Below are 22208 nucleotides of genomic sequence, written 5' to 3'. Positions count from 1 at the left end.
AAGCCTGTGCCAGCACGAAAGGCGCGGCGAACTGTATGCAATCAGAGTTGGGGTGCTCATTTCGTGTGCGTTGCACGGGGGCTGTGGTCAGGACTTAATCACGAGCCGGGGCGGTCTGGGCCTGACACGGTCGCATACATGCCCGTCGTCCGGAATTCCGTCGGGCTGGTGCCGAAGACGCGGCGGAACACCTTGGCGAAGTAGTTGGGATCCTCGAAGCCGATCAGCACCGCGGCCTCCTTGACCGTGATCGCCGCATCGCTCGCGAGCAGAGACGCTGCGCGGCGCATGCGTTGCTGCAGTACGTATTCCGCCGGGGGAAGGCCTTCGCTCTCGGTGAAGACACGGGTGAAATGGGCACGACTGAGGCCGGCGACGTCGGCAAGGTCCGGCACTGCAATCGGCTTGTCGAGGTTCTCCAATATGAAGCGAACGGCACGGCTCATCGCGTCGTCTTCCGTCGGGGTCATCGGATGCGAGCCGAAGACATCGTCGAACAAGGCCATCGCCGCCTCATAGGCGATCGCCGAGGCGGCGCCGGGTGTCTCGCCCTCGCCTTCGACGAAGCGCAGCGTGCAGCGGGCGAGGTGCTCGATCGTCTCTGGGCGTAGGCGAAGGACCGGACCATTCGCGGCCAGGATCTCGCGATGGATGCGCAGCGCTTCGCGCCCATGCATGGAAATCCAGAAATACTCCCACCGGTCGCCGGGATCGAGCCAGTAGCGGTGGTTGTGCGGGATGATCACCAGCATCGTGTCGCCGGCCTTGAGCCTGTACCTTCGTCGCTCGTAGCGAAGCTGGCCGACGCCCGAGATCGTGTGCTGCAGGACGGTGAACGGCGTCTGCCCCCGCTGCATGCCGTCCCATGCATAAGGCGGCTGGTCGCGGATCTCGTAGCCGCTCGATGTCGGCATCGAATGGAGATGGCGACGGCCGCGCGGCAGCGACAGGGTCTTCATTGCCGGCGCATAAGCCTGCAGTGTCGAGAGCACAGAATTACCCATGAAAGCACAAAATCTCTCTGGTCGACGATCGGGGCTTGGGAATAACTAATGCCACGGACAGCCGGCGAGGACCATGAAATCTCGCCAGGCGGTGGCTTGCTGCCTTGTCGGCGTCGATGACCGCGACAGGGCCGAGCCAGCGGAGATGAGGCCGCGCGCGGCCGGGACGATTGAGGGAGCGAATGGCCGGACTGAAAATCGCTATCATCGGCGCAGGCAGCGTCGGCTTCACCAAGAAGCTCATGACCGACATCGTGTCGGTTCCCGAACTCAGGGATGTAGAATTCGCGCTGACGGACGTCAGTGAGCACAATCTTTCGATGATCCAGCAGATCCTCGACAAGATCGTCGAGGCGAACAATCTTCCGACCCGCATCACCGCGACGACCGATCGGCGGCGCGCGGTCGAGGGTGCGAAATATATCATCAGTTGCGTGCGCGTCGGCGGCCTCGAAGCCTATGCCGACGATATCCGTATTCCCCTGAAATACGGCGTCGACCAGTGCGTCGGCGATACGATCTGCGCCGGCGGCATTCTCTACGGCCAGCGCAACATTCCGGCTATTCTCGACTTCTGCAAGGATATACGCGAGGTTGCGGCGCCCGACGCCATGTTCCTCAACTACGCCAACCCGATGGCGATGAACACGTGGGCCGCCATCGAATATGGCAAGGTCAACACGGTCGGCCTCTGCCACGGCGTCCAGCATGGTGGCGAGCAGATCGCGACCGTCCTCGGCGCGAAGCCCGGCGAACTCGACTTCATCTGCTCCGGCATCAATCACCAGACCTGGTTCATCGATGTCCGTTTCAAGGGGCGCAAGGTCGGCAAGGACGAACTGCTCGCGGCCTTCGAGGCGCATCCGGTCTATTCGAGCCAGGAAAAGGTCCGCATCGACGTCCTGAAGCGCTTCGGCGTCTACTCGACGGAATCGAACGGCCACTTGTCCGAATACCTGCCCTGGTATCGCAAGCGTCCGGACGAGATCGAGCGCTGGATCGACATGTCCGACTGGATCCATGGCGAGACCGGCGGCTATCTCCGCTATTCGACGGAATCGCGGAACTGGTTCGAAACAGACTTCCCGCGCTTTGTCGAGGAAGCCGGCAAGCCGCTCGATCATTCAAAGCGCTCGAGCGAGCATGCGAGCCATATCCTCGAGGCGCTCGAGACCGGGCGCGTCTATCGCGGCCATTTCAACGTCAAGAACAACGGCGTCATCACCAATCTGCCTGATGACGCCATCATCGAGTCGCCCGGCTTCGTCGATCGCTTCGGCATCAACATGGCCTCCGGCATTACGCTGCCCGAGGCCTGCGCCGCGACCTGCCTCGCCTCGATCAACGTCCAGCGCATGTCGGTGCATGCCGCCGTCACCGGCGATCTCGACCTGCTGAAGCTCGCCGTGCTGCATGATCCGCTGGTCGGCGCGATCTGCTCGCCGGACGAAGTCTGGCAGATGGTCGACGAGATGGTCGTCGCCCAGGCGAAGTGGCTGCCGCAGTTTGCGCATGTGATCGACGACGCCAAGTCGCGACTCGCCAAGGCGACGGTCAAGACGCGCGACTGGCAGGGTGCCGCGCGGCGCGACGTGCGGACGGTGGATGTCGTTCGCGCCGAGAGCGCCAAGAAGCGCGCTCTGGAGCTGGACGAGGCCGCGCGCCCGTCGCTCTAGACGTCTTGGAGGATCCGGTATGGCCCCATCGGGCCATGCCGTTTTGCAGATGGCCGCCGCCGCGGGGACGAGTGGCGTCGGTGGCAGGTTGGGGACTATGGGGCGAGGGCAGGGCTCTGCCGTCGCCGCGCTCAAGGGAGGAAACATGAAGACCTATTTGATGGCCCTCGGAGGAGCAGGCCTGCTCCTCAGCGTCTCCGCAGTGGCGGCGCTCGCTCAGACCGAAAAGCCGACCCTGCCGCCTGATCCGCCGAAGTTCGAAGCGCAGGGACAGGTCGACTATGTCGGCGTCAAGGATATCTTCGAGTTCAAGGCCCTGCCGGAATATCATGAGCCGGATTGGGTCACGAAGAACTTCGTCGACACCGGCAAGCTGCCGCCGGTCAAGGATCGTCTCCCGAAGGAGCCGTTGGTCTACAAGAAGGCCAATATGGTCGACGGCATCGGCGTCTATGGCGACACGCTGCGCCATGTCATCGGCGGCCGTCCCGAAGGCTGGAACTATATCGGTGGCCAGTCACAGGGTTGGGGCGGCATCGATATCGGCATGTCGGAATGCCTGACGCGCTCGGGTCCGCTGTTCGAGATCAAGGCCGACGAGCTGGAGCCGCTGCCCAACCTTGCCAAGAGCTGGGAATGGTCGGCGGACGGCAAGCAACTGACCATGCACCTCATTGAGGGCGCAAAGTGGTCGGATGGCGTGCCGTTCACCTCTGAAGACTTGATGTTCTACTGGAACGACAACGTCAACGATCCGAACGTGACGCCGCTGAACGGCGCGACGCCGGCGACCTTCGGCGAGGGCACCACGCTCGAGGCCAAGGACGACTATACGGTCGTCTGGACGTTCAAGCAGCCCTTCGCCAAGCAGTATCTCTACCAGATGGCCTATGGCACGTTCTGCCCCGGCCCGGCTCATATCCTGAAGCCGCAGCATCCCAAATATTCGAAGAACACATACGAGCAGTACAAGAACGCCTTCCCGCCGGAATACATGAATATTCCGGTCATGGGCGCCTGGGTGCCCGTCGAGTATCGTCCCGACGACATCGTCGTTCTTCGCCGCAATCCCTATTACTGGAAGGTCGATGAGGCGGGTAATCAGCTCCCCTACCTCAACGAGATGCACTACAAGCTCTCGACCTGGGCAGATCGTGACGTTCAGGCTGTGGCGGGCTCAGGCGATTTCGCCAATCTCGAGCAGCCCGAAAGCTTCGTCGAGGCCCTGAAGCGGTCGGCCAGCAAGGACGCGCCGGCGCGTCTCGAGTTCGGCCCGCGGCTCATCGGCTATTCGCTTTATCCGAACTACTCGGCCAATGGCTGGGGCGAGCCGGACGAGCGCGGCCAGGCCGTGCGCGATCTCAATCGCAACGACCATTTCCGCAAGGCGATCACCGAAGCGGTGGACCGCAAGCGGCTCGGCGAGTCGCTGGTCAAGGGTCCGTTCACGACGATCTATCCGGGCGGCATCTATTCCGGCACCGTCTATTACGACAAGGACTCGACGGCCTACTATCCGTACGACCTCGCGAGCGCCAAGGCCGAACTGGAACTGGCCGGTCTCAAGGATACGGACGGCGACGGCATCGTGAACTTCCCGGCCGGAACGGCAGGCGGCAAGAATGTCGAGGTCACGCTCCTCGTCAATGCCGACTACCAGACCGACAAGAGCCTCGCCGACGGCATTGTGGCGATGATGGAGCCGCTTGGCATCCGCGTCATCCTCAATACGGTCGAGGGCAAGCAGCGTGACGCGCTGCAGCAGGCCGGCAAGTTCGACTGGATGATCTTCCGCAACACCGAAGAATTGACGTCGGTGGTGCAGAAGACGGTCAATCTGGCGCCTGTTGGTCCGCAGACCAGCTACTACCATCGCGCGGGCAAGGATGGTCAGCTCGACCTGCTTCCGTTCGAGCAGCAGCTTGTTGACATCACCAACAAGTTCATCGCGACGAGCGATGGCGCGGAACGCAAGGATCTGATGAAGCAGTTCCAGAAGGTCTATACCGATAACGTCTATGGCATCGGGCTGACCCAGTATCCTGGCGCGCTGATCATCAACAAGCGTTTCGCCAACGTTCCGAAGGGCACGCCCATCAATCTCTTCAACTGGGCTGAGGACAGCGTCATCCGTGAGCGCATGTTCGTCCCGGCTGAAAAGCAGGGCAACTATGAGCTCCATGCCGAGACGCTGCCGGGTGCGCCCGGCTCGGCCGGCGCCGTGAAGTAGTCCTAGCCCTCACCATCGCGAAGCAAGGAGGCCTGATGGCCCCCTTGCTTTCCCGAGGCACCGGAGACGGAGCTCGAAGCCCCCATGCTGCGCTTCCTAGCGATCAGAATTCTCTCTGCCATTCCGGTCCTCCTCGTCCTGAGCATCGTGACTTTCGCCATCATCCAGGCGCCGCCCGGCGACTACGGCGATTTCATCCGCTCCCAGCTGATGAATCAGGGTGGCGCGTCGGCCGTCGTCGCCGAGGCGCAGGCCGACGCCTATCGCAAGGCGCATGGTCTCGATAAGCCGATCATCGTCCAGTATTTCAACTGGCTCGGCGGCATCGTCACCCGCGGCGATTTCGGCGACAGCTTCTTCTACAACAAGCCCGTTTCCACGGTTGTGGCCGAGCGGCTGCCGCGCACGCTGCTGCTGGCGCTGGTCTGCCATATCCTGGCGTCGTTCATCGGCATCACCTTCGGCATCCTGGCGGCGACGCGGCAGTATAGCTGGGTCGATTCCGTGCTCTCCTTCTTCTCGTTCCTGGGCACGACGATCCCGCGCTTCCTGATCGCGATCGTTCTCGTCTACATCCTGGCCTTCCGGTTGAACGTCCAGGAGATCGGCAGCTTCTTCTCGCCGCAATATGGCGGGGCGCCCTGGTCATGGGCCAAATTCGTCGATCTCGTGAAGCATGTATGGCCCGTCGTCGCGATCGCAACGTTCGGCGGCCTCGCCTACAACATGCGCGTCATGCGGGCCAATCTGCTCGACACGCTCAATGCGCAATATGTCGAGACGGCACGTGCCAAGGGCATGTCCGAGGGCGCGGTCATCATGCGCCACGCAGTGCCTAACGCGCTGCATCCGCTGATCATGTATCAGGGCGTCGTGCTGCCTTACATGCTCACCGGCGAGATCGAGGTGGCGATCGTGTTCTCTCTCGCGACCGTCGGACCGGCCATCGTGTCCTCCATGGCCGTCGGCGATGTCTACGTCACCGCGACCTTCATGATGGTCCTAGCCGCGACGCTGATCGTCGGCAACATCATCGCGGACATGCTGCTGGCCCTGCTCGATCCGCGCGTCCGGCTCGGTGGAGGTAAAGAATGACCGAGATCAACTCCGCGACGGACGTGGCGGCTCATGTCGCCGCCGCCGAGGCCAAGGCCCGGGAAGCTGCCAAGGAAGCCGCGATCAATCCGCAGGGCGGCCGGTTCGCCCATGGCAACGAGACCTATCTCGCGCTGGTCTGGCGGCGGTTCCGCCGTTCGGTCATCGGCATGATCGGGCTCGTGATGGTGCTTGGCCTGCTCATCATGGCGCTGTTCGCCGACTTTTTCGCCCCGGTCAATCCGAAGGAGAACGGCGTCGGGTTTGCGCCGCCGGAGACGCTGTCCTTCCGCGCGCCTGACGGTTCGTTCAGCCTGATCCCGCGGATCTACCCGATCGTCGAGACAGGCGAGTTCGATCCGGTCACATTCCAGCCGCTGACCGGGCCGGACCTCAACAATCCGCTCGATCTCGGCTTCTTCGTGAAGGGCTACGACTACAAGTTGCTCTGGCTCATTCCGGCCAACCGGCACTTCTTCGGCGCGACGAACGGCGCCTCGGTCCATCTCCTTGGCACCGACAAATTCGGCCGTGACATTCTTTCCCGGGCGATCGTCGGCTCGCGCATCTCGCTCACGATCGCGCTGATCGTCGTGTTCATCACGACGACGGTGGGGACGGGGATCGGCATCACCTCCGGTTATCTCGGCGGACGGTTTGACGGCTGGGTGCAGCGCTTCGTCGACCTCGTGCTCGCCTTTCCACAATTGCCGCTCTATCTCGCGCTGACGTCACTGATCCCGATCACGGCACCGTCCAACGTGTTTCTCGCCTTCGTCATCGCGGTCATGGCGGCGCTCGGCTGGGCGCAGCTCTCGCGCGAAGTGCGCGGCAAGACGCTGGCGCTGGCGCGGATCGAATATGTCCGCGCGGCGATGGCGGTTGGAGCAGGCGATGGACGCATCATCATGCGTCACATACTGCCCAATGTTCTGAGCCACGTGATCGTCTCGGTGACGCTCGCCATCCCGGCGATCGTGCTGCTCGAGTCCTTCCTCGGTTTCCTCGGTTTCGCCGTGAAGCCGCCGCTGATCTCCTGGGGCCTGATGCTCCAGGATACGGGCGCCTTCTCGGTCATCGGCTCCTATCCGTGGATCCTCTCGCCCGTCGCCTTCGTGCTCGTCACCGTGTTCGCGTTCAACGCGCTCGGCGACGGTCTCCGCGACGCCATCGACCCATATTAGGGATGACGGACATGACCGCGGCGACTGAAAGCTTCTGCCCGCCCGAGCGCACCGACCTGAACCAGCATGGCCGCGAGCTGATCCTCGACGCGCGCAATATCGGCGTCGATTTCAAGGTCGAGGGCGGCACCGTCAAGGCGGTGCGCGACGTGTCGTTCCAGCTGCATCGCGGCGAGACGATCGCGATCGTCGGCGAGTCCGGTTCAGGCAAGTCCGTGACGGCCCGCACGATCATGGGCCTGCTGACCAAGCGGGCGACCGTTGTGCCCGGCGCGCGGATCATGTTCGAGGGCAAGAACATCCTTGCCTTCAACGCGGCGAAGCGTCGGCAACTGCGCGGCAATCGCTTCTCGATGATCTTCCAGGAGCCGATGAGCTCGCTGAACCCGGTCTATACGATCGGCCAGCAGATCTGCGAGGTCATCCACCTGCACAACAAGGTGAGCCGCGCCGAGGCGATGAAGCGCGCCGAGGAGCTTCTGCGCGAAGTCCAAATCCCGGAGCCCGCCTCGCGACTGAAGCAGTTTCCGCACCAGCTCTCAGGTGGCCAGCGCCAGCGCGTCATGATCGCCATGGCGCTCGCCAACCGCCCGGACGTGCTGATCGCCGACGAGCCAACGACCGCGCTTGACGTCACGGTCCAGGCGCAGATCCTTAATCTGATCAAGGACCTGCAGCGCGTCCATGGCATGGCGGTGATCCTGATCACCCATGATCTCACCATCGTCCGGCAGTTTTCGGACTATGTGTATGTGATGCAGAATGGCGAGGTGAAGGAGCACAACCGTACCGAGGACGTGTTCGCCAATCCGCAGCACTCCTATACGCGCCATCTCCTTGCATCCGAGCCGAAGGGAATCGCCAATCCGCTGCCGGAGAAGACCCCGATCATCCTCGAAGGCAAGAAGGTGCGCGTCGCCTTCACGCTGAAGCGGGGCGGCTTTTTCCGGCCGCAATATTTCCCCCTCATCGCGGTGGATGATCTCAGTCTCGATCTGCGGCGACACGAGACGCTCGGTCTCGTCGGCGAGAGTGGCTCGGGCAAGACGACGTTCGGCCAGGCGCTGCTTAGGCTCATCCCGAACAATGGCGGCGAGATCAGCTTCGACGGCGAGCCGATCCAGATGAAGACGCGGCAGGAAATGCGTCCGTTGCGTTCGCGCATGCAGATCGTCTTCCAGGATCCGTTCTCATCTCTCAACCCGCGCATGTCGATTGGCCAGATCATCGAGGAAGGCCTGATCGTCAATGACATCGGCTCGGATCGACGCGACCGGCTCGAGCGGGTCCGCAAGGCGCTGCGCGATGCCGGGATGCCGGATACGATCCTGTCGCGCTTTCCGCATGAGTTTTCTGGCGGGCAACGCCAGCGCATCGCGATCGCCCGGGCGATCGCCCTTGAACCGGAATTCATCCTGCTGGACGAGCCGACCTCGGCGCTGGATCTTTCGGTCCAGGCCCAGATCATCGATCTGCTGCGCAAGCTGCAGGACGAGAAGGGGCTCTCCTATCTCTTCATTTCGCACGACCTCAAGGTGGTGCGCGCGCTTTGCCATCGCGTGATCGTCATGCAGCATGGCAAGATCGTCGAACAGGGCCCAGTCGCCGAGGTCCTGACCAATCCCAAGAACGACTACACGGCTCGGCTCGTCCGCGCCGCTTTTGAAATCGCTGCCTGACGCCAGGGCGGCGAAGGCCTTTCGATCGGAGTTGAGAACATGGCACGTCCCAAGATCACCTTTATCGGCGCCGGTTCGTCGGTGTTCATGAAGAACATCGTCGGCGACATTCTGCACCGGCCTGCTCTGGCCGAGGCTGAGATCGCGCTGATGGATATCAATCCCGAGCGTCTGGAGATGAGCGAGATCATCGCCAAGAAGCTGGTCCAGACGCTCGACGTTCCAGCCACTGTCACGAGCTATACCGACCAGCGCCGGGCGCTCGAGGGCGCGGATTTCGTCGTCGTCTGTTTCCAGATCGGCGGCTATGAGCCGTCGACGGTCGTCGATTTCGAGATCCCGAAGAAGTATGGCCTCCGCCAGACCATCGCCGATACGCTGGGCGTCGGCGGCATCATGCGCGGCCTCAGGACCGTGCCGCATCTGTGGAAGATCTGCGAGGACATGCTCGCGGTCTGCCCCGAGGCGATCATGCTTCAGTATGTGAACCCCATGGCGATCAACACCTGGGCGATCAGCGAGAAGTACCCGTCGATCAAGCAGGTGGGCCTGTGCCACTCGGTTCAGGGCACCGCGCACGAACTGGCTGAAGACCTCGGCATTCCCTACGAGGAAATCCGCTATCGCTCGGCCGGCATCAACCACATGGCGTTCTACCTGAAGTTCGAGCACATCCAGCCGGATGGCAGCTATCGCGATCTCTATCCCGATCTTCTTCGTGCCTACCGCGAGGGCAAGGCGCCCAAGCCGACCTGGAATCCGCGCTGCCCCAACAAGGTGCGCTACGAGATGATGACGCGTCTCGGCTATTTCGTCACCGAGAGCTCGGAGCACTTCGCCGAATACACCCCCTATTTCATCAAGGAGGGCCGCGAGGACCTCATCGAGAAGTTCGGCGTGCCGCTCGACGAATATCCGAAGCGTTGCGTCGAGCAGATCGCGCGCTGGAACGACACGGCCAATGAGTACCGCACGGCCAACCGGGTCGAGGTCAAGGAATCCAAGGAATACGCCTCGCAGATCGTCAATGCAGTCTGGACCGGCGAGCCGGCGGTGATCTACGGCAATGTTCGCAACACCGGCCTCATCACCTCGCTGCCCGAGGGCTGTGCGGTCGAGGTGCCGTGCCTCGTCGATCGTTCGGGCATCCAGCCGACACATATCGGCAAGCTGCCGCCGCAGCTCGCCGCGCTCATGCGCACGAATGTCAACGTGCAGGAGCTGACCGTCGCTGCGCTGATGACGGAAAACAAGGACCACATCTATCACGCTGCGATGCTTGATCCGCACACGGCGGCCGAGCTGGACCTCGACCAGATCTGGCACCTCGTCGACGACCTCATCGCCGCTCATGGCGACTGGCTGCCGGCCTGGGCGCGCGGACCGAAGCAGAGGGCCGCCGCCTGATCCTTTCAGGCGTGTCTTTCAAGGAGCCCGGCCGCGCCCTCCCGGCGGCCGGGCTTCTTCGTTTCTGATGGCCACTCGGGCCGTCTTGATCATGTCGCTTCATCAAGCCATGACTGGAACTGCAAGAGTTCGTGCCGGGCAGGGGGCGGAATGGATCTCGTTTCAGCCTATGAAGCCGAATACCGACTGATCGAGACATGGCTCGATCAGGTCTTTCCGCGCGCCCTGGCCGATGCCGGACTTCCGGTCGCGCCGAGCGCGCCGCCGCCTGATGTCAATGATGTCGCACGGGACGAACGCTGGTTTGCGGTGCGCGCGGCCGATGCGATGGCGGCGCTGCTGCAGGTCTATCTCAACACCAATCGCTGCAATGTCGTCATCGTGCTCGCGCCTGACGCGCCTCATGCCGTGTTCGCTGAACGGATCGCGACGACGACCGTGGGTGCGAAGCGGCTTGGCTGGACATTTCACACGGTCGATGAACGCCGTGTCGTCTGCTTCTTTGACGGGCTCGACCTTGCCGCGTCGACGGGCGTCAATTCCGGCTGGATCGCGCGGGACACGGCGCGCATGCTGCGCTGGCTGCTATCGACGGGAACGACCTTCTGAGGTCCGCCAATCAGGCGAGCACGGCGGCGATCGCCGAGCTTCCGATCAGCACCGCGAAGATCGACATCGCCACCGCCGCCCCCTGACTGATGCGCGCCGGCGTGGCGATACCGCTCGCCGAGCGCGCCAGCAGCCTGCCGAAGCCGATCCAGCACGATGCGATCCCGATCATGAGCCCGGCAAAGAGCGGCGCCTGTAGCGCGAGATGCGGGTCGCCCGGCGGCGGGAAGATCACGAAGGCAAAAAGCAGCGCCTTCGGGTTCAGCAGTGTCGTGACGAAGACGCGGCGAACAGTGATGGCACCGTGGACGCCGCGCCCTGCCGTCGCGGCGCCCCGCCAGAGCGTCAGCGCAGACCAGGCGAGATACAGGCTGGCCACGAGGCGCGAGGCGACAGTCAGCGCGGGATGGGCAGAGGCGAGAGGCCCGAAGACAGCGAGCAGAAACGCGATGGCAATAGCGTAGCCGCCGATCTCGGCTGGAATGATGCGCAGCGACCGCCGGAAGCCCACCGATGCGCCCGAGGCGGCGAGCAGCGTATTCGTCGGTCCAGGCACTGCGAGGAGCGCGAAGACCGCGAGGGCAAAGGCGAAAGGATCGGTCATTCGAGACTCATGCGATGCCGTTCACATAGCGCAGAAACTCAGCATGGCCGAGCGCCTTTGTCGCTGCGGCGCGATACTCGCGAACGAGGCTTTCATAGGTCTCGCGGGCGAACTGGCGCAGCTTCGGATCACGCGCCATCTCGGCCCGCGCGACGGCGGGATCGAGCAAGCCGAGACCGTCCAGGACGGGATAATGAAGCTGGGTCTCGACATGCGGGAGGCCGCCGAGAAAGGACGGGAAATGCTCCCGCCGCGGCATTTCCTTTCGCCAGAGCGCCAGCCGCTGCCTCGTCTCTTCGTGCAGCCGCTCCTCCCGGACATTACGCCAGAACGGCGTGTCGTCGCGCTCGGTGACATAGTGCGTGTTGATGAAGGTGCGGAAGTCGTCGACCTGACGTCCGAAGCGGCGGTTGTAATCCACGCGATCCGCTTCGGTCATCTCGGACGGGTGCTTCAGGTAGTTGTCGGCAAAGAGCAGCAGCTGCACGACCGAGCCGTGGATTGAAGTTGCCTCCAGCGGCTCGAGGAAGCTCGACGAGAGGCCGACGGCGAGGCAGTTGCCGAGCCAGGGGGTCGCAAGGCGGCCGATCTGGAACCGGATGTCGTCGCGAACCTCGATCGGATGTCCGAGCACCCGCTCGACCTCGAGCTTGGCCTCGTCGGGGGTCTTGAACGCGTCCGAATAGACATAGCCGCAGCCATAACGCTCCTGCGTCGGGATCTGCCACATCCAACCCGCTTCCAGCGCCCAGGCGAGCGTGTAGTTGGCAATCTCCTCGCCCGGTTTGATGTCGAGCCAGAAGGGCAAGGCTCGGTTGACCGGCAGTTCGTTCGCGTAGGAGATCCAGGGCGCCGCGAGTTCCTGCACGATAATACGCTTGCGGAAGCCGGTCGCGTCGACAAAGAAGTCGCCGGCGAGGCGGGTGCCGTCGTCGAGAACCACGGCGCGGATATAGCCGGTTTCGGGGTCGCGCTCGATCCCGGAGAGCGTCGCATCGATCGTGTTGACGTTTCCGGCGCGGGCCTTCAGGAACTTGCCGACCCGTGCCTGGTCGAAATGGAAAGCATGGTGGAACGGACCGAGCGGAACCAGGGTCCCGTCATCCTTCAGGGCATAGGGCGATTTCTTCTTTTCGAGAAGCGGTCCGAAAAGATGCATGTCCTGCAGCTTGCGGCCGGCAGCAACGCAGAAGACGTTGAGATAGTCGGACGGCGCACCGGCAGGCGCCTTGACGACTTGATGCGGATCGTCGATCGGGCCGTCATAGCTATGGCCGATGCGGCGCCAGTCTTTGTGCCGGATACCGAGCTTGAAGGTCGCCCCGGTCTCACGGAAGAATTCGAGTTCGTTCAGGTTAAAATACTGCATCAGCACGCGGAGCGCGGCCGTGCTGCCTTCGCCGACCCCAACGGTTGGGATTTTCGAGGACTCGACGACGGTGACGCGTGCGTCGAGCTTCAGCCGGCGAGCCTTGTCACTGAGGATGAAGGCAGCGAGCCAACCGGCGGTTCCCCCGCCCACAATCACGAAATGCGGTTGATCCGCCACAGTCTCCCCCTAGCATTCTCAATCGCTTGCCGCGCCTTCTTTAGGCCGCGTGCAAAGTTGTTTGAATTGTCCGCCCTGCGGACGTCGCCTGTCAATCGACCCTTCGGGTGACCCGGCCGTCGCCTGCGCCGCTCGCTTGTAAGGTTGGTCGTCGCTGCTTACACTGAGGACAACTAGGCACTCAAAGAGCTGCGCGCCGGACTTCATGTCCGTGCTGTCGCGGCCGAGGATTTCGAAGTGGCGATTATGGGCGAGGATCCGCGGCGAGCGGATTCCGAGGTGCCCGCCAATGGTCCGGCCGTTGTCCGTGACCTTGTCGGGCCCGCCGACGCCCAAGGACCGCATGGCGGTTCGCAGGCGTCGAAGAAGAAGGGCCGACGGCGCAAGAGGCGTCGTCCGGTCTATGCGGCTGGTGGAGAATCGCGCGTGCCGCCGGCGGCAGCAGCTTCGCGCCCTGCGGAGCGGCGGCCGCAGCCGGGTTCCGCGCCCCAGCAGACCATTGCTCAGCCCGCGCCGCATGTCGTCGCGGAAGCAGCGCCGCGGGGGCAGGGCGACGGTCTTTATGCTGCGCTCGATCTCGGCACCAACAATTGCCGCCTGCTGATTGCGCGGCCGCGTGAGCGTGGCTTTCACGTCGTGGACGCGTTTTCGCGGATCGTCCGGCTCGGCGAGGGCGTCGGTCGCAGCGGCCGGTTGGGCGATGCAGCGATGGATCGCGCCGTCGAGGCGCTGCGCATCTGCCAGGCGAAGCTCAGGGATCGCGGCGTCGTGCGCGCACGGCTGATCGCGACGGAAGCCTGTCGCGCGGCGGAAAACGGCGCCGCGTTCCTTGAACGTGTTCTCGCCGAAACCGGCCTCGATCTCGAAATCGTCTCACGCGAGACGGAGGCGAGGCTTGCGGTCTCCGGCTGTGCCTCGCTCATCGATCCGCAGACGAGCGGCGCGCTGCTGTTCGACATCGGCGGCGGGTCATCGGAACTCGTCTGGATCGATCTGACGCGGCCGGCCGATCGTCATCGGCGCCGCATGTCGGACAGGATCCGCACCTGGGCGTCGCTGCCGGTCGGCGTGGTGACGCTTAGCGAGCGGCATGGCGGCGAACTGGTCGATGCCACGGTGTTCGAGGCGATGGTGGCCGAAGTCGCCGCGATGCTGGCCTCATTCCCGGATGGCGCCGCTCTTGACCGGGCTGTGGCAAGCGGCAATCTGCACATGCTCGGCACGTCGGGCACGGTGACGACGCTGGCCGGCGTGCATCTTGGCCTTGCCCGCTATGATCGGCGAAAGGTCGACGGCACCTGGCTCAGCGCCGAAGAGGTCAACCAGATGATGGCGGTGATCACCGGCATGGACTATGCCGCCCGTGTCGCCAATCCCTGCATCGGGCGGGAACGTGCCGATCTCGTTCTGGCCGGGTGCGCCATCCTGGAAGCGATCCGCCGGCGCTGGCCGTGCCAGAGGCTGCGTGTTGCCGATCGCGGGTTGCGCGAGGGTATCCTCGTAGAAATGATGGCGGAGGACGGTGTTTGGCGCCGCAATCCCCGACAGAACGGACGTACGTCATGAAGGACAGCAAGAGCAAGGGGCCGGGCGGGCGCGAGCTGACTGTTCGCGTCAAGACGGCGCGGGGACGGACCGCATCCTCGACGCGCTGGCTCGAGCGTCAGCTCAACGATCCCTATGTCGCCCGGTCCAAGCGAGAGGGCTATCGCTCACGCGCGGCCTATAAGCTCATCGAGATCGACGACAAGCATCACATCCTCGCCCCCGGCATGAAGGTCGTTGATCTCGGCGCTGCGCCGGGCGGCTGGTCGCAGGTCGCGATCGAGCGGGTCGGCTCGACCGATCTCAACAAGCTCGTGGTGGCGATCGACTATCTGGAGATGGATGAGCTTCCCGGCGTCATCCTTTTCCAGAGGAACTTCCTCGACGAGGACGCACCGGCGCTGTTGCAAGAGGCGATCGGCGGGCGGGCCGATGTCGTGCTCTCCGACATGGCGGCGCCGACCACGGGCCACCAGCAGACGGACCACCTGCGCACCACCTATCTCTGCGAGGTCGCGGCCGACTTCGCACTCGATGTGCTCAAGCCCGGCGGCTCGTTCCTCTCGAAGGTGTTTCGCGGCGGTGCCGAGAGCTCGCTGCTGACGACGCTGAAGCAGAATTTCGCCACAGTGCACCACCTGAAGCCGCCGGCAAGCCGGGCAGGCTCGGTCGAGCTCTTCATCCTGGCCAAGGGCTTCAAGGGCAAGCGGCAGGACGCGGCGCCCGAGGACGAAGAGAGCGGCGACGACGAGGCCGCCTGGCGGCCCTAGTCGTGGTGCCTCAGGCAGCGCTTGTTCTCGGCGCTGCCCGCAAGATGTCGCGGATTTTCTTGCGCATCGTGATGCCCGGCTTGTCGCAGACCATATGCAGCTCGCGCCCCTCGCCGGCATCGAGCGGCACATTCTCGTCCGTTGATTCCAGTACGTCGCGGTCTTCGAGGCTGACCCGCTTGTCGAAGGCGATCACCTTCTCCGCCGGCACCTGCTCTTCGGTATCGTTGCGGATGACCCATTGCACGAAGCGGGTGAGATTTTCGCCCATCGGCGTCGCCGCCGTGCAGAGAATGTTCTCGAGCCCGTTCGGGTAGGTGATCTTTCCGGCGCGGAAGAACGGCGTGAAGAAGCGGTTCGCCGTTCGCCTTACCGTCCGGTCGCTCGCGATGCCGATGGCGTCGCGCATCCCCTCGGGATTACGGACCGGAACCTCGGTGCGCATGATGAAGCCATCGGCCGTATCCTCCAGCGTGAAGGGCGGCGGGATGGGATCGGTGTCGCCGAAGCTGCCTTTGTGCACGAAGGCGAAATGCGCGTTGTCGAACGCGTTCTCCATGATGCGCAACGGCGCGCAGCCCCAATCGTCGCAGAACTCAATCACCTGGCGGTAGCCGGGCATCCCGAACTCGGGGATTTCGGGGATGTCGTAATAGGGGTCTTCCAGCGCGACCCAGACATGATTGTAGCGCTCGGCGCAGCGATAGCCCGGCACGCCGAACGGATGCGGCTTCTCCACGACGTCCTGCGGAACCTTGACGCAATGACCGCCGCCGTCGAACGCCCAGCCATGATAGGGGCAAACGATGTTGCCGTGCTCGACAGTGCCGAGCGACAGTTTCGCGGTCCGGTGCAGGCAGCGGTCCTTGACCGCGCGCGGCGCTCCGGTGGCATCCTTCCACAGCACGATCGGCTCGCCGAGCAGTTTCATGCCGACCGGCTTGTCGCCCAGCGCCGACATCGGCATCACACAATACCAGAACTTCCGCAGCAGCGGTTCCTGGGTCACGCGCATTGCAATCTCCACTTTAGTGGCACTAAAAATTGCAAGTGCTGTGCCAGTCCGCGAAACGACCGATCGCCGTGGGGCAAGCTGTGCGCTGCGTTCCCGCGATGGTCAATCCATGTGCAGAAAGCCGTCGATCGGGGCCAATCCTCGCCCGATGCGCCAAATCGCTCCGCCCGGTTAGGCGCGCTCGCGCATAGCGGTGACCGGGTCGGGGGCCAGCGGCTTCGGCTTCAACCGGCGGCCAGACATTTCCTCGCCGGCGTTGCGCGGCATCTTCATGAAGAAGAACACCGAGCTCATTGAGATCAAGCCGATTGCGATGAAAGCGGGGTGGAAGGTCTCGACCGTGATCTTGCCGCCGGTATGGGCGAGCGAGAGTTCGAGTGCGATGGCGCCGACCGAGACGCCGATCGACATGGACAATTGCTGGAACACGCTGGTGAGGCTTGTCGCGCGGCTCATCCGCGCCTGCGGCACGTCGGCGAATGAGAGGGCATTCGCGCTGGTGAACTGCAGCGAGCGGAAGAAACCGCCGACGAACAGCAATCCCGTGATCATATGCATCGGTGTTGCCAGATCGAAAATTGCGGGCATGCCGATAAAGATGGCGGCAATGACCGAATTGGCGATGAGGACGGTGCGGAAGCCGAAGCGGCGCAGCAGCGGCGGCGCGACGAATTTCATCGCGATGGCGCCGATGGCCGAGACGAAGGTAATCGAACCAGACTGGAATGGGCTCAGCCCAAACCCGAGTTGCAGCATCAGCGGCAGCAGGAACGGCATGGCGCCGATGCCAATTCGGAACAGCAACCCACCGATGACGCTGGCGCGGAAGCTCGGGATGGCGAAGAGCGAGAGGTCGAGGATCGGGTTGGCGATCCGCCGGCTGTAGAGGACATAGGCGACGAGCAGCGCGCCGCCGGTCAGCAGGAGACCGATGACATAGGGCCACGGCATCAGGTTGAGGCCGAGCGACGTCGATCCGGTGACGAAGCCGGCAATGCCGAAGCTCGACAGCACGAAGCCGGGATAATCGAAGCCGACCCGCTCCTCGCCCCTAATATCGGGGATGTACAGCGTCGCGAGGATGAGGCCGAGAACGCCGATCGGGACATTGATCCAGAAGATCCAGCGCCATTCGAAATAGGTAGTGATGAAGCCGCCGAGTGGCGGCCCGATCACCGGCCCGATCAGCGCGGGAACCGTGAGCCAAGCGAGGGCGCCGACCAGTTCCGACTTTTCGACCGATTTCAGGATCACCAGCCGCCCGACCGGCACCATCATCGCGCCGCCGATGCCTTGCAGGATGCGCGAGGCGACGATCTCCCCGATGGAGTGGGAGAGCCCGCAGCAGATCGACCCGGCGGTGAAAGTGACGATGGCGAGGCGGAAGATGGTCCGCGCTCCGAAGCGGTCGGCGAGCCAGCCGGAGGCCGGAATGAAGATCGCGATCGTCAGTAGATAGGAGGTGAGGGCGAGTTTCAGGTTGATCGGGCTAACCCCGAAGTCACGCGCGATCGTCGGCAGCGCGGTCGACAGAACCGTTGAGTCGAGGTTCTCCATGAACAGCGCGCAGGCGACGATGAGAGGCAGCAGGATGCGGTCGGGCAGCAGGCGGGTGGGCATCGCGAAACATCCGGGCGTGGGGGGCGGGATGCGATCGAGGCTCGGTGCATCCCCCGGAGGGTGACGGCCGGAGGCAGGGGCAGGCGGGTCGTCGTTCGCCGGAAACTAATGGACCCTTATGACAAAGCAAGGGCGCGCGAGGCCGGGAACGAAGTCGTGATCGCGTGCAGGCGGTTCCGGGGCGCGAGATTTCGTTTGGCCGCGGCGGATGGCGAGAGTATGACCGTCACCCTCCCGCAACCGCGGCTATCCGGACTTCCCGCCGTGCTTCCCGATGAAGCCGGCACTACGAAAGACGACACCATGACCACCTCGCCGCTCGATGAAGCGCTGATCGAACAGTTGATCGAGGAGCGTATCGACGCCCGCCGTGCCCGCGACTTCGCGAAGGCGGACCAGATTCGCAAGACGCTGGACGGCATGGGGCTCATCATTATCGACGGCAAGGACGAGGAGACGGGCGCTTTCTGGACGACATGGGACGTGCGCGGCGCGGGCGGGGATGAACCTGACGCGGCGGAAGGCGAGGCGCCATGAGCGGAGGAAACACGAGCCGCGAGCGCGTCACACTCTTCGATACGACACTGCGCGACGGCGCGCAGACCAATGGCGTCGACTTCTCGGTCGAGGACAAGGTCCTTATCGCCGGGATGCTCGATGCGTTCGGGCTCGACTATGTCGAGGGTGGCTATCCAGGCGCCAATCCGACCGACAATCGCTTCTTTGCCGAAAAGCGCACCAAGCGCGCCCAGTTCACCGCCTTTGGCATGACCAAGCGCGCGGGTGTTAGCCTCTCGAACGATCCTGGTGTCGCAGCGCTGATCGAGGCGAAGTCGGACGCGATCTGCTTTGTCGCCAAGACCTGGGACTACCAGGTGCGCGTGGCACTCGGCGCCAGCGAGGAAGAGAATCTCGACGGTATCCGGCAGTCGGTTGCTGCCGCTGTCGCAGCCGGTAAGGAAGCGCTGGTCGACTGCGAGCACTTCTTCGACGGCTACAAGGCCAATCCGACCTACGCGCTGTCTTGCGCCAAGGCCGCCTATGAGGCCGGCGCGCGCTGGGTGGTGCTTTGCGACACCAATGGCGGCAGCCAGCCGGAGGAGATCGAGGCGATCGTCCGCGCGGCGTCAGCCGTGGTGCCGGGCGATCATCTCGGGATTCACGCTCACAACGACACCGAACAAGCTGTCGCCAATTCTCTGGCGGCGCTGCGTGGCGGTGCCCGACAGATCCAGGGCACGCTCAACGGCATCGGCGAGCGCTGTGGCAACGCCAACCTGACCTCGATCATCCCGACGCTGTTGCTGAAGCCGTTTTATGCCGACCGTTTCGAGATCGGCGTGACCGAGGAAGCGCTGCAGGGCCTGACCCATCTCTCGCACCGCTTCGACGAGATCGTCAATCGCGCGCCCAATCGCCAGGCGCCCTATGTCGGGGCCTCCGCCTTTGCGACGAAGGCCGGCATCCACGCCTCAGCGATCGTCAAGGACCCGAGCACCTATGAGCATGTTCGGCCCGAACAGGTCGGCAATCATCGCCGCGTGCTCGTCTCGGACCAGGCGGGTCGCTCCAATCTGTTGGCGGAACTCGCAAGGCTCGGCATTGCGGTCGAGAAGGGCGATCGCCGGCTCGACACGCTCCTGTCCGAGGTGAAGGAGCGCGAAGCGGTCGGCTATTCCTATGAAGGCGCCGACGCTTCGTTCGAGCTTCTGGCGCGGCGAACGCTCGGCTCCGTGCCGGACTATTTCACCGTCGAGAGCTTCCACGTCACCGTGGAACGCCGTCACAACGCGCTCGGCAAGCTGGTCTCGGTTTCCGAAGCCGTCGTGAAGCTCGAGGTCGGCGGCCAGCGCCTTTTGACGGTCGCCGAGGGCAACGGTCCGGTCAACGCGCTCGACCGGGCGCTACGCAAGGATCTGGGCGTCTATCAAGACGCGATCGCTGATCTCGAACTCGTCGACTACAAGGTCCGCATCCTGAATGGCGGCACCGAAGCGGTGACGCGCGTGCTCATCGAGAGCCGCGACGACAGCGGCGACAGCTGGATGACCATCGGCGTGTCCGAGAACGTCGTCGATGCGTCGTTCGAGGCGCTGATCGATTCGATCATCTACAAGCTGATCCGGGCCGGCGTGCAGCCGGCCTAGAGATCGGCGAGCGGGATCGGGGCCGGCGCGGCGGGCTTCTGCCGCGTGGCCGAGGCCGACGCGGCCGCCTGCAGCTTCGGAACGATGTCCTCGACGCGGTCGGCGACGAGGTAGTTCACCTCGAAGCCGTTGCGGATAAAACCCTCGTCCGACATGTGGCGCAGCAGGACGACGAGCGGATCCCAGAACCCGTTGATATTGGCGATCAGCACAGGCTTCTTGTGCTGGCCGAGCTGGGCCCAGGTCATGATCTCGACCAGTTCCTCCAGCGTGCCGATGCCACCCGGCAGCGCGACAAACGCGTCGGCGCGCTCGAACATGGTGCGCTTGCGCTCATGCATGTCGCCGGTGACCACCAGATCATGCGCCGTCTCGAGCATGACCTCCCGTTCGCGCAGGAACTGCGGGATGATGCCGGTGACATGGCCACCCGCGGCCATGACCGACCGCGCGACGATGCCCATGAGGCCGATCGAGCCCCCGCCATAGACGAGGCCGATGCCCGCTGAACCCATGGAGCGGCCAAGCGCCGCCGCGGCCGCGGCATAAACCGGATCGCCGCCCTCGGAGGAGCCGCAATAGACGCAAATCGATGAAAGCGATGTCATGTCGACCTTCCTCGCATCCGCAATGAGGGGCGTCAAGCTGCGCGGGCGACGCATATGGGCGAGGGAATCCCGCCATTTCACGGCCTTGTGAGCGGGGCGAAAGCGCGTATAACAAGCCTTGAATGGCTGTGTTTCGCAGGCGCATTGGGGCGCCGGCAAAGGAGCGCGGCACGGGTAGGGGGCGGGGCTGCGGCTTCGCCGTGCAGGAAGCAGGTCCGATCGTCGATGGCTGAACAGGGTAGGGCGGGGCAAAGCTGGGCGGGCCGCATCGCAGCGGTTATCGTCGTCATGATCCTGATCATCGGCGGTTATTTCGCGCTGACGACACGCCCGGGGCCAAAGCCTGAGCAGGCTGTCAACGTCGCTGTGGTTCCTCCCGCCGCCAAGGATGCCGCGCCGGCTTCCGGCGGATCATCGCCGCCAGCCAGTCCGGCTCCAGGTGGACAAGCCGCCGCCCCGGCCGGAAGCGCGCCCTCAGCGTCGGCTGCTTCGCCAACGACGCCCGCGGCGCCGAGTTTCGACGTCGTGCGCGTCGAGCCGTCCGGCGAGGCCGTCGTTGCCGGTTTGGCGCCGCCCAATTCAACCGTCGAGGTGATGGATGGTGCGACCGCCATCGCCAAGGGCACCGCCAATGATCGTGGTGAATGGGCCCTGACGGTGGACAAACCATTGGCGCCCGGTTCGCATGATCTCTCGATCCGTACCACGTCGTCTGACAAAAAGACCGAGACGCTGTCCGAGCAAAGCGTCGCCGTCGATGTCCCGGCCAATCCGAAAGCCGGGCCGCTCGTCGTCCTCAACTCGCCGGACGCCGCTAGCAAGGTTATTCAGGTTCCCGCTGCCGCAGAGCCCGCTGATGGCAGCGCGGCGGCTGGAAAGCCGGCAGTGACCGTGGATGCCGTCGAGTTTCAGGATGGCAAGCTGTTCATTTCCGGCTCCGCCGCGATCGGGGGCACGGTTCGTATCTATGTTGATGGTGTCGTTGTCGGCGATGCGACGGCTGACGAGAACGGACGCTGGCAGATCGAGGCCAAGGGCGCCGCGGGAACCGGCAAGCACACAATCCGCGCCGACGGTATCGACAAGGCGAGCGGCAATGTGCTCGCTCGCGCCGAGGTGCCCTTCGAGCAGAATGGCGATGTTGCGACGCTGATGACGGTCACGACCGAAGGCGGTGGCTCTGACGGTGTCGAGAGCGCCAGCAACGTGCCGGCGCCGAAGAGCGTCATCATCCGCCGCGGCGATAATCTGTGGACGATTTCAAAGCGGCTTTACGGCCATGGAATCCGTTTCTCGACGATCTATGAGGCCAACAACGACCAGATCCGTGACCCGAACCGGATTTATCCGGGGCAGGTTTTCGTACTGCCGGCCGGGGATGCCCGCTGGACGCAGTGACGGCGTGACACCATCTAAAGTGAAGACATCGCGCTAGGCGCCCAAACGACCGTCGCATCACCTTCTTG

The 22208-nt window shown here is 63.9% G+C and carries 18 protein-coding genes; 12 read left to right on the top strand and 6 right to left on the bottom strand.

The window, feature by feature from the left end; genetic code table 11:
* Positions 1–98 precede the first annotated feature (98 nt).
* The gene (locus BUB39_RS23515; protein ID WP_073058502.1) at positions 99–1004 is read right to left on the bottom strand and encodes an AraC family transcriptional regulator; all 906 of its coding nucleotides are present in this window, start codon (positions 1002–1004) and stop codon (positions 99–101) included.
* Positions 1005–1186: 182 nt separating this feature from the next.
* Between BUB39_RS23515 and melA (BUB39_RS23510) the strand changes: the two genes are divergently transcribed.
* The 7 genes from melA (BUB39_RS23510) to BUB39_RS23480 all read left to right on the top strand — a co-directional run bounded on the left by melA (BUB39_RS23510) (position 1187) and on the right by BUB39_RS23480 (position 10884).
* On the top strand, positions 1187–2680 hold the full coding sequence (gene melA, locus BUB39_RS23510) for an alpha-glucosidase/alpha-galactosidase (RefSeq protein ID WP_073058501.1): 1494 nt from the start codon (positions 1187–1189) through the stop codon (positions 2678–2680).
* 145 nt (positions 2681–2825) lie between these two features.
* On the top strand, positions 2826–4910 hold the full coding sequence (locus BUB39_RS23505) for an ABC transporter substrate-binding protein (protein WP_073058500.1): 2085 nt from the start codon (positions 2826–2828) through the stop codon (positions 4908–4910).
* 84 nt (positions 4911–4994) lie between these two features.
* Positions 4995–6005, top strand: a complete 1011-nt coding sequence (locus BUB39_RS23500; RefSeq protein ID WP_073058499.1) for an ABC transporter permease — start codon at positions 4995–4997, stop codon at positions 6003–6005.
* On the top strand, positions 6002–7189 hold the full coding sequence (locus BUB39_RS23495) for an ABC transporter permease (RefSeq protein ID WP_084527913.1): 1188 nt from the start codon (positions 6002–6004) through the stop codon (positions 7187–7189). The genes BUB39_RS23500 and BUB39_RS23495 overlap by 4 nt, the downstream gene beginning before the upstream one ends.
* An 11-nt stretch (positions 7190–7200) precedes the next feature.
* On the top strand, positions 7201–8868 hold the full coding sequence (locus tag BUB39_RS23490; RefSeq protein WP_084527918.1) for an ABC transporter ATP-binding protein: 1668 nt from the start codon (positions 7201–7203) through the stop codon (positions 8866–8868).
* 39 nt (positions 8869–8907) lie between these two features.
* On the top strand, positions 8908–10275 hold the full coding sequence (melA, locus tag BUB39_RS23485) for an alpha-glucosidase/alpha-galactosidase (protein ID WP_073058498.1): 1368 nt from the start codon (positions 8908–8910) through the stop codon (positions 10273–10275).
* A gap of 150 nt (positions 10276–10425) precedes the next feature.
* Positions 10426–10884 (top strand): hypothetical protein, encoded by a 459-nt coding sequence (locus tag BUB39_RS23480; protein ID WP_073058497.1) that lies wholly within the window; start codon positions 10426–10428, stop codon positions 10882–10884.
* A 10-nt stretch (positions 10885–10894) separates the two neighbouring features.
* Here BUB39_RS23480 and BUB39_RS23475 read toward each other — a convergent pair whose 3' ends face one another.
* On the bottom strand, positions 10895–11488 hold the full coding sequence (locus BUB39_RS23475; protein ID WP_073058496.1) for a LysE family translocator: 594 nt from the start codon (positions 11486–11488) through the stop codon (positions 10895–10897).
* Between the two features lie 7 nt (positions 11489–11495).
* Positions 11496–13037 carry a tryptophan halogenase family protein gene (locus tag BUB39_RS23470; protein WP_073058495.1) on the bottom strand — a complete coding sequence of 514 codons (1542 nt, stop codon included), beginning with the start codon at positions 13035–13037 and terminating at the stop codon, positions 11496–11498.
* A 246-nt stretch (positions 13038–13283) separates the two neighbouring features.
* Between BUB39_RS23470 and BUB39_RS23465 the strand changes: the two genes are divergently transcribed.
* A complete protein-coding gene (locus tag BUB39_RS23465) occupies positions 13284–14603 on the top strand; it encodes a Ppx/GppA phosphatase family protein (RefSeq protein WP_084527911.1) in 1320 nt (439 codons plus the stop codon).
* Positions 14600–15352, top strand: a complete 753-nt coding sequence (locus tag BUB39_RS23460; RefSeq protein WP_073058493.1) for an RlmE family RNA methyltransferase — start codon at positions 14600–14602, stop codon at positions 15350–15352. Before BUB39_RS23465 ends, BUB39_RS23460 begins: the two co-directional genes overlap by 4 nt.
* A gap of 10 nt (positions 15353–15362) precedes the next feature.
* Here BUB39_RS23460 and BUB39_RS23455 read toward each other — a convergent pair whose 3' ends face one another.
* Together BUB39_RS23455 and BUB39_RS23450 are read right to left on the bottom strand one after the other, a co-directional pair.
* Complete coding sequence (locus BUB39_RS23455; RefSeq protein WP_073058492.1) at positions 15363–16367, bottom strand: aromatic ring-hydroxylating oxygenase subunit alpha; 1005 nt, start codon at positions 16365–16367, stop codon at positions 15363–15365.
* 171 nt (positions 16368–16538) lie between these two features.
* Positions 16539–17987 carry a DHA2 family efflux MFS transporter permease subunit gene (locus tag BUB39_RS23450; protein WP_073058491.1) on the bottom strand — a complete coding sequence of 483 codons (1449 nt, stop codon included), beginning with the start codon at positions 17985–17987 and terminating at the stop codon, positions 16539–16541.
* A gap of 108 nt (positions 17988–18095) precedes the next feature.
* Here BUB39_RS23450 and BUB39_RS23445 point away from each other — a divergent pair, with 108 nt between their 5' ends.
* Complete coding sequence (locus BUB39_RS23445) at positions 18096–18524, top strand: hypothetical protein (protein WP_139251602.1); 429 nt, start codon at positions 18096–18098, stop codon at positions 18522–18524.
* On the top strand, positions 18521–20134 hold the full coding sequence (gene cimA / locus BUB39_RS23440; protein WP_073058489.1) for a citramalate synthase: 1614 nt from the start codon (positions 18521–18523) through the stop codon (positions 20132–20134). Before BUB39_RS23445 ends, cimA begins: the two co-directional genes overlap by 4 nt.
* Here the strand turns inward: cimA and BUB39_RS23435 are convergent.
* A complete protein-coding gene (locus BUB39_RS23435) occupies positions 20131–20742 on the bottom strand; it encodes an LOG family protein (protein ID WP_073058519.1) in 612 nt (203 codons plus the stop codon). The genes cimA and BUB39_RS23435 overlap by 4 nt on opposite strands.
* Positions 20743–20967: 225 nt before the next feature.
* Here BUB39_RS23435 and BUB39_RS23430 point away from each other — a divergent pair, with 225 nt between their 5' ends.
* Positions 20968–22140, top strand: coding sequence for a LysM peptidoglycan-binding domain-containing protein (locus tag BUB39_RS23430; protein WP_073058488.1), 1173 nt, complete (start codon positions 20968–20970; stop codon positions 22138–22140).
* Positions 22141–22208: the final 68 nt, after the last annotated feature.

Source organism: Kaistia soli DSM 19436, assembly GCF_900129325.1.
In the GTDB taxonomy this organism is placed as follows: domain Bacteria; phylum Pseudomonadota; class Alphaproteobacteria; order Rhizobiales; family Kaistiaceae; genus Kaistia; species Kaistia soli.
Note: the sequence above shows the minus strand (reverse complement) of the source record. Positions and strands in the feature narration are given on the sequence as shown.